The 8,255-nt window shown below is 73.9% G+C and carries 8 protein-coding genes; all 8 read left to right on the top strand.

Annotated features, from left to right (window positions below; all coding sequences use genetic code 11):
- Positions 1–71: 71 nt before the first annotated feature.
- Positions 72–1,067 (top strand): dihydroxyacetone kinase subunit DhaK, encoded by a 996-nt coding sequence (gene dhaK, locus CWIS_RS05655; protein WP_048342290.1) that lies wholly within the window; start codon positions 72–74, stop codon positions 1,065–1,067.
- Positions 1,068–1,122: 55 nt separating this feature from the next.
- Positions 1,123–1,764 (top strand): dihydroxyacetone kinase subunit DhaL, encoded by a 642-nt coding sequence (gene dhaL / locus CWIS_RS05660; RefSeq protein ID WP_048342275.1) that lies wholly within the window; start codon positions 1,123–1,125, stop codon positions 1,762–1,764.
- On the top strand, positions 1,761–2,501 hold the full coding sequence (gene dhaM / locus CWIS_RS05665; RefSeq protein WP_048342276.1) for a dihydroxyacetone kinase phosphoryl donor subunit DhaM: 741 nt from the start codon (positions 1,761–1,763) through the stop codon (positions 2,499–2,501). Before dhaL ends, dhaM begins: the two co-directional genes overlap by 4 nt.
- A gap of 78 nt (positions 2,502–2,579) precedes the next feature.
- A complete protein-coding gene (locus tag CWIS_RS05670; RefSeq protein WP_053071571.1) occupies positions 2,580–3,248 on the top strand; it encodes a TetR/AcrR family transcriptional regulator in 669 nt (222 codons plus the stop codon).
- A 95-nt stretch (positions 3,249–3,343) separates the two neighbouring features.
- On the top strand, positions 3,344–5,077 hold the full coding sequence (locus CWIS_RS05675) for an MDR family MFS transporter (RefSeq protein ID WP_082156244.1): 1,734 nt from the start codon (positions 3,344–3,346) through the stop codon (positions 5,075–5,077).
- On the top strand, positions 5,074–5,475 hold the full coding sequence (locus tag CWIS_RS05680; RefSeq protein WP_048342277.1) for a DUF4233 domain-containing protein: 402 nt from the start codon (positions 5,074–5,076) through the stop codon (positions 5,473–5,475). Before CWIS_RS05675 ends, CWIS_RS05680 begins: the two co-directional genes overlap by 4 nt.
- 76 nt (positions 5,476–5,551) lie before the next feature.
- On the top strand, positions 5,552–5,977 hold the full coding sequence (ndk, locus tag CWIS_RS05685; RefSeq protein WP_048342293.1) for a nucleoside-diphosphate kinase: 426 nt from the start codon (positions 5,552–5,554) through the stop codon (positions 5,975–5,977).
- 83 nt (positions 5,978–6,060) lie between these two features.
- Positions 6,061–8,255, top strand: a 2,195-nt coding sequence (locus tag CWIS_RS05690; RefSeq protein WP_048342278.1) for a chromosome segregation SMC family protein, incomplete at its 3' end; no start/stop codon positions are given.

Below are 8,255 nucleotides of genomic sequence, written 5' to 3' on the forward strand. Positions count from 1 at the left end.
AAGGTGAGGACGACAGCGGGGGCGTTGGCGACACCGGGGCCCGCGTGGCGCCCGGAGAGGGGATGGCGGGTGTGAAGAAGCTCATCAACGATCCGGCAGAGGTGGTCACCGAGACGCTCGACGGGTTCGGTGCTGCGCACGCGGACGTCGTCGCGGTGCATCACGACCCCGACTTCGTGACCCGGGTCGGCGGCGCGGTCAGCGGCAAGGTCGGCCTCGTCAGCGGTGGCGGTAGCGGCCACGAGCCGCTGCACGCCGGGTTCGTCGGCGTCGGCATGCTCGACGCGGCCGTGCCGGGGGCGGTGTTCACGAGCCCGACGCCGGACCAGATCTTCCCGGCGTACCAGGCGGCCGACGGCGGCGCCGGGGTGCTCGCGATCGTGAAGAACTACACGGGCGACGTGCTGAACTTCGAGACCGCGGGGGAGCTCGCCGAGGCCGAGGACGTCACGGTCCGCACCGTGGTCGTCAACGACGACGTCGCGGTCGAGGACTCGCTCTACACGGCCGGCAGGCGCGGCGTGGCCGGCACGGTCGCGGTCGAGAAGATCGCGGGCGCCGCGGCCGAGCGCGGCGACGACCTGGACGCGGTCGAGGCGGTCGCCAAGAAGGTCATCGCCAACGTGCGGTCCATGGGCGTCGCGCTGACGGCCTGCACGGTCCCGCACGCGGGCAAGCCGTCGTTCGACCTGCCCGAGGACGAGATCGAGATCGGCATCGGCATCCACGGCGAGCCCGGCCGTCGGCGCATCCCGCTGGCCGGAGCCGACGAGATCACCGAGCTCCTGCTCACGCCCGTGGTCGACGACCTGCAGCTCGCCTCGGGCGAGGACGTGCTGCTCTTCGTCAACGGCATGGGCGGCACCCCCGCCTCGGAGCTGTACATCGTGTACCGCAAGGCACGCGCGCTGCTCGAGGCCCGCGGGGTCAACGTGACCCGTTCGCTCGTCGGCAACTACGTGACGTCGCTGGAGATGCAGGGGGCCTCCGTCACGGTGCTGCGGCTCGACGACGAGCTCACCACCCTGTGGGACGCTCCGGTCCACACCACCGCGCTGCGCTGGTGACGCCTGCGGCGTGGGCGAGGATGGGCAGCGGTCAGGGGTCGACGATGGAGGTGGCATGACGCTGGACGTGGCGTGGGCCGTGGACTGGGTACGGACGAGCGCCGCCACGGTGGTCGAGCACCGGGACGAGCTGATCGAGCTCGACCGGCAGATCGGGGACGGTGACCACGGCGAGAACCTCAAGCGTGGCTTCACGGCGGTCGTCGCCAAGCTCGACGCGCTCGAGGCGCCGCCCGCCACGATCGGCGACGTGCTCAAGCTCGTCGCGACCACGCTCATGTCGACGGTCGGCGGTGCTGCCGGACCGCTGTACGGCACCGCGTACCTGCGGGCCGCGAAGGCGTGCGGCGGCAGCACCGTCGACTCCGCGGGCGTCGTCGCGCTGCTCGAGGCGGGCCTCGAGGGGATCGTGGCCCGCGGCAAGGCCACCACGGGCGAGAAGACCATGGTCGACGCGTGGTCCCCGGCCGCGGAGGCGGCCGCCAAGGCGGCGGCCGACGGCGCCGAGCCCGCGCAGGTGCTCGAGGCGGCGGCCCGCGCCGCCACCGCCGGCGCCGAGTCGACGATCCCGCTCGTCGCGACCAAGGGTCGCGCGAGCTACCTCGGCGAGCGCTCGGCAGGCCACCTGGACCCGGGCGCGCGCTCGTCGCAGCTGCTCCTCGAGGCCGCCGCGGCGACCGCGGCCCGCGCGTCGTGACCGCCGAGGCCGGCGTCCCGACGGGCCGTGAGCTCGCGCGGGTCGCGCTCGTCCTGGTCTCGCACTCGCGCGCCCTGGCGCTCGGTGCGACCGAGCTCGCGGCGCAGATGGCGCCCGGCGTGCTCATCGTCGCCGCAGGAGGCATGGCGGACGGTGGTCTCGGCACGGACTACGCCGCGGTCGAGGCCGCGATCGAGCGGGCCGGCGCGGCCGGGCGCTCGGTCGTCGTGCTGACGGACCTCGGCTCGGCGGTGCTCACGACCGAGTCGGTCCTCGAGGCCGTCGATCCCGAGCTCGCGCAGCGCGTGCGGCTCGCGGACGCGCCGTTCGTCGAGGGAGCGGTGGCCGCCGCGGTGACGGCGCACGGGGGAGCGGACCTCGAGGAGGTCGCCGCCTCGGCCGTGCACGCCGCGACGTCGTTCGGCCCCGTGGAGGCGGCGCCGACGACGGACGGGCACGCGACCGCGCCCGCGGACGACGGCGTCGTGCGCGCCACGCGCACGCTGCTCAACCCGCTCGGCCTGCACGCCCGGCCGGCGGCGGTCGTGGCCCGCATGCTCGCGGGGTACGACGCGACCGTCTCGGTCAACGGCGTCAACGCCGCGAGCGTGCTCGAGCTCATGAAGCTCGGCGCGACGCAGGGCGCACAGCTGCAGATCGAGGCGAGCGGTGCGCAGGCCGGCGAGGCCGTCCAGGCGCTCACCGACGCGATCGATGCGGGGTTCGGCGAGATCTGACCGCATCGCACGTGTGACCGACGTCGCAGGTAATTGCGCTGAGTGCAAAGTTGCAGTGGATGTAACGTTCTCGTCGTGATGGACACCCGGCGCGCGACGGCGACGACCGCCTCGTCGCTCGAGACGCTGGCGCGCGCGCTCGAGACGAGCGGCGACCTGGGCCTGCGGGAGCGCAAGAAGCGTGCACGACGCGAGGCGCTGATCGAGGCGACCCACCGGCTCGTCGAGCGTGACGGCATCGAGTCGGTCACGGTCGAGGCGATCTGCGAGGCGGCGGGCGTCTCGACCCGGACGTTCTTCAACTACTTCGAGTCCAAGGACGACGCGCTGCTCGGGCACGTGCCCTGGCCGGTCTCGCCCGTCGCGGCGGCGCGGTTCGTCGGAGGCGGCCCGACGGGCGACCTGCTCGTGGACCTCGAGGAGCTGCTCGCCTCGGTCATCGAGCAGCAGCCGATCGGCCACGAGCGGTTCCGCCGCGCGATCGAGCTCGTCGCGCACGAGCCGCGACTCCTGGCCCGCCACATGGCCTGGTTCGAGTCGCACCGCAGCGAGCTGCAGTCGCTCGTCGCCGAGCGACTCGGCCCCGAGCCGCAGATCGACCCCGAGACCGTCGCGTCGGTCGCGATGTTCCTGGTGCACGCCACCGCGACGCGGTGGGAGGCGGTCGGCGCCGACTCCGACGCGCGCGTCCACCTCGCGGCCGTGGTCGCCGAGGTGCGCGCGCTGTTCGCCACCGACCAGCGCTGACGCGCCTCCGCACGTCCCGCTCGAGCCCCCCGACAGCCCCCGACAGATCCCGGACCGCCGCGCGGTCCGGGCCGCACGACCCGAACGAGGAACCCATGGCACTGGCCCCCACCGTCGAGCAGGCGAGCGACAAGCCGCTCGTCGTGCTCACCCCGCGCACCGTCTGGCTGATCTTCGGCGCCCTGATGGCGAGCATGTTCCTGTCGTCGCTCGACCAGTCGATCGTCGGCACCGCGATGCCGACGATCGTCGGCGAGCTCGACGGCGTCGCGCACCAGGGCTGGGTGGTGACCGCCTACATCCTGGCGATCGCGATCGTCATGCCGCTGTACGGCAAGTTCGGCGACATCTGGGGCCGGCGCTGGCCGTTCCTCGTCGCGATCGGCCTGTTCACGATCGCCTCGGCCGGTGCGGGCTTCGCGCAGTCGTTCGGCGAGCTCGTGTTCTGGCGCGGCGTGCAGGGCCTCGGCGGCGGTGGCCTGATGATCCTGTCGCAGGCGATCATCGCCGACATCGTCCCCGCGCGGGACCGCGGCAAGTACATGGGCCCGATGGGCGCGCTGTTCGGCATCGCCGCGGTGATCGGCCCGCTGCTCGGCGGCCTGTTCACGCAGCACGCCGACTGGCGCTGGTGCTTCTGGATCAACATCCCGATCGGCATCGCCGCGTTCGTGACCGCCTGGATCACGCTCAAGCTCCCGTCGCACCGCTCGGAGCGGTCCATCGACGTGTGGGGCATCTTCTTCATGGTGGTCGCGACCTCGGGCCTCGTGCTGGCCAGCTCGTGGACGTCGTTCTCCGGCAACCGCGACTACGACTGGTCCAACGGCTGGCTCGTCCTGCTCGTCGTCGCGACCGTGGTGGCGATCGGCATGTTCGTCCTCGTCGAGACGCGTGCCCAGGACCCGATCCTGCCGCTGCGCCTGTTCCGCAACGCGACGTTCACGATCGCGACGCTCATCGGCTTCATCCTGGGTGCCGGGATGTTCGCGGCGCTCGCGTTCCTGCCGACCTTCCTGCAGATGTCGACCGGCGTCGGCGTGACCGAGTCCGGCTTCCTCATGCTGCCGATGATGGTCGGCGTGATGCTCACCGCGATCGGCTCGGGCATCGCGATCACCAAGACCGGCCGCTACAAGATCTACCCCGTCGCGGGCCTGATCATCACGGCGCTCGGCCTGGTCTGGCTCACCCGGATCACGGGGGACATGTCGCTCGTGCTGTTCGGCGCCATGATCTTCGTGCTCGGCGCGGGCATGGGCCTGGTGATGCAGACGATCGTGCTCGCCGTCCAGAACGCGGTCGACCCGCACGAGCTCGGCACCGCGACGAGCGCGAACAACTTCTTCCGCGAGATCGGCGCGGCCGTCGGCACGGCGATCTTCTCGACGATCTTCACCACGGCGCTGTTCGCCAAGCTCACCGAGGTCTTCGCCGACGCGCCCGGCGGCGCGGCAGGCGGTGCGGCGAGCATCACGCCCGAGGTCGTGGCCGACCTGCCCGAGCCGTACCAGTCCGGCGTCATCGACGCGTTCGCCAGCACGCTCGCCCCGTCGTTCTGGTACTTCGTGCCGCTCGTCCTGATCGGGCTCGTCCTGGCGCTGTTCCTCAAGGAGGTCAAGCTCTCCGACGTCGCCGGCATGGTCGCGCGCGGCGAGGCCGTGGCCGCCGACGGCTCGGGTGTCGCGGGTACCGCGTCCGACGAGGGTGCGCCGATCGTCGTCGACGAGCTCACCGCCCACGTCGAGTCGCACGTCGAGGCGCCCGTCGGGGCGGGTGCCGGCCGCGGTGCGGGCGACGCCGACGCCGAAGGTAGCCTGGGACGGTGACGTCGTCCGCGCCGGCCGTGCGCCGCAAGCGCCCCGCGAAGCCGCAGTTCAGCCAGACCATCCTCGTGCTGGAGGCGTGCTGCGTCCTGTTCGCGACGCTCGTGGCGTACGGCCTGCGTGTCGCCTCGAGCGGCGCGGTGTGGGCGGTCGGCGGGGGCCTCGCGCTCCTGCTCGTCGTCGCCGCGGGCCTCGTCGGCCGGCGCGGCGGGTACGCCGTGGGGTGGGTCCTGCAGGGCTGGCTCGTCGCGGCGGCGCTCGTCCTGCCGTCCGTCGCGAGGGACATCGCGGTGCTCGTCGCGATCGTGTTCGTCGCGCTGTGGGTGGCCGCGCTGCGCATCGGTGGCCGGATCGACCGGGAGCGCGCGGAGTACGACGCGGCGCACCCGCTCGGCGCCTGACGTGTGACGCACGCCGCGCGGACGAGGTCGCTCGACGCCCCGCGGCGCCACAGCCCGCGACACTAGGGTGGGCGCCATGTCTGACGTCCAGCGCACCCTCGTCCTCGTCAAGCCCGACGGCGTCGCCCGCGGTCACGTCGGGGAGGTCCTGCGGCGCATCGAGGCCAAGGGCTACACGCTCGTCGCCCTCGAGCTGCGGGAGGCCGACGAGGCCCTGCTCGCCGAGCACTACGCGGAGCACGCGGGCAAGCCGTTCGTCCAGCCGCTGATCGACTTCATGCGCTCGGGTCCGGTGGTCGCGGCGGTCGTCGAGGGGCAGCGCGTGATCGAGGGCTTCCGTTCGCTCGCGGGGACGACGGACCCGACGACGGCCGCGCCGGGCACGATCCGCGGCGACCTGGCGCGCGACTGGGGCCGCAAGGTCATCGAGAACGTCGTGCACGGCTCCGACTCACCGGAGTCCGCCGCGCGCGAGATCGAGCTCTGGTTCCCGGCCCTCTGAACGGCACTCGCGGCACGGCCTGAGCGGACGGCTCCGGGGCCACGTCCCCGGGTCGGGGCCCCGGCCGACCTACACTCGCGTCCGTGCACCTCAAGACGCTGACCCTGCGCGGGTTCAAGTCGTTCGCCTCGGCGACGACCTTGAGCTTCGAGCCGGGCGTCACCTGCGTCGTCGGGCCGAACGGCTCCGGCAAGTCCAACGTGGTCGACGCGCTCGCGTGGGTCATGGGGGAGCAGGGCGCCAAGTCGCTGCGCGGCGGCAAGATGGAGGACGTCATCTTCGCGGGCACAGCGGGGCGTCCGCCGCTGGGCCGCGCCGAGGTCTCGCTCACGATCGACAACACCGACGGCGCGCTGCCGATCGAGTACACCGAGGTGACGATCTCGCGGACCCTGTTCCGCAACGGGGGGTCGGAGTACGCGATCAACGGGCAGGGCTGCCGCCTGCTCGACATCCAGGACCTGCTCTCGGACTCCGGCCTCGGGCGCGAGATGCACGTGATCGTCGGGCAGGGCCAGCTCGACGCCGTGCTGCGGGCCACGCCCGAGGAGCGCCGCGGGTTCATCGAGGAGGCCGCGGGCGTCCTCAAGCACCGCAAGCGCAAGGACAAGGCGCTGCGCAAGCTCGACGCGATGCAGGCCAACCTCACGCGTCTGACCGACCTCACCGCGGAGATCCGCCGCCAGCTCGGCCCCCTCGGCCGCCAGGCGGAGGTCGCGCGCAAGGCCGCGGTCGTGCAGTCGGACCTGCGTGACGCGCGGGCGCGCCTGCTCGCCGACGACCTCGCGCAGCTCAGCTCACAGCTCGAGCAGGAGATCGCCGACGAGACCGCGCTGAACGACCAGCGTGCGCAGGTGGAGGCGGAGCTCGGCGCGACGCGCGCCCGGCTCGCGTCGCTCGAGCGCGAGGCGGCCGAGGCCGCGCCGGCGCTCAGTGAGATCAGCGAGGTCTGGTACCGACTGTCGTCGTTGCGCGAGCGGCTGCGGGGGACCGCGTCGCTCGCGGCCGACCGCGTGCGTCTGCTGGGCTCGTCGACACCGGAGCGTTCCGACGGACGGGATCCTGACGACCTCGCGGCGCAGGCCGAGCGCGTGCGCCAGGCCGAGGCCGAGCTGGCCGCCGAGGTCGATCTCGCGCGCGCCGCACTGGAGGCCGCGGTCGCCGCCCGGCAGGACGTCGAGCAGCAGGCGACGAGCGCCGAGAAGGAGCTCGCGACCGCGCTCCGCGGTGCCGCGGACCGCCGCGAGGGCGTCGCGCGCCTCGCCGGTCAGGTCGCTGCGCGCCGCAGCCGGGTCGAGGCCACGCAGGCCGAGCTCGGACGCCTGCGCGAGACGCTCGTGGCGGCCGAGCGCCGGGGCGCCGAGGCGACCGCGGAGTTCGCGGCGCTCGAGTCGCAGGTCGCGGGCGCGGAGGAGGGCGAGGAAGGTCTCGACGCCGCGCACGAGGCGGCGGCCGACGCGCTCGAGGCCGTGACCACGCGGCTCGCCGAGGCCACCGAGGCGCTGGGCGCCGCGGAGCGCGAGCGGACGGCGCTGGAGTCCCGCGCCGAGACGCTCGAGCTGAGCCTGACCCGCAAGGACGGCGCGGGTGCGCTGCTCGCGGCGGACGGTCTGACGGGCACGATCGGCTCGGTCGCCGCGCTGCTCGCCGTCGACCCGCGCGACGAGGACGCGATCGTCGCCGCGCTGGGCGCCACGGCCGACGCCGTGGCCGTCGAGTCGGTCGAGGCCGCCGTGGACGCGATCCGCTGGCTGCGCACCGAGGATGCCGGACGCGCGACGCTGCTCGTCGGCGGACCCGGGTCGCCTACGCGGCGCGTGGACCTCCCCGCAGGCGCGGACCGGGCCGCGGACCTCGTCGAGGCGCCGGAGAACGTGCGCGCGACGGTCGACGCGCTGCTCGCGGACGTCGTCGTCGTCGACGATCTCGCCGCCGCGCGCGCGCTGCTCGCCCAGGCGCCCGACCTCGTCGTCGCGACCCGCACGGGGGACGTCCTGTCCCGCACGCGCGCGTCGGGCGGGTCGGCGGCCGCCCCCAGCGCGCTGCACCTGCAGGCGGCGCTGGACCAGGCGCGGCAGGGCGCGCAGCACGCGGCGGCCGAGGCCGAGCGCCTGCGGTTCGAGGTCGCGCGCGCGGCGCAGGAGAAGGAGCAGGCGCGCGCGGCGTACGAGGACACGCTGGACCGCCTCAACGAGTCCGACGCGCAGCTCGCGGCGGTCGCCGAGCAGCTGGGCAACCTCGGCTCGACCGCGCGCGCCGCGCGGGCCGAGGCCGAGCG

This window comes from Cellulomonas sp. A375-1 (genome assembly GCF_001040865.1).
GTDB lineage: Bacteria > Actinomycetota > Actinomycetes > Actinomycetales > Cellulomonadaceae > Cellulomonas > Cellulomonas gelida.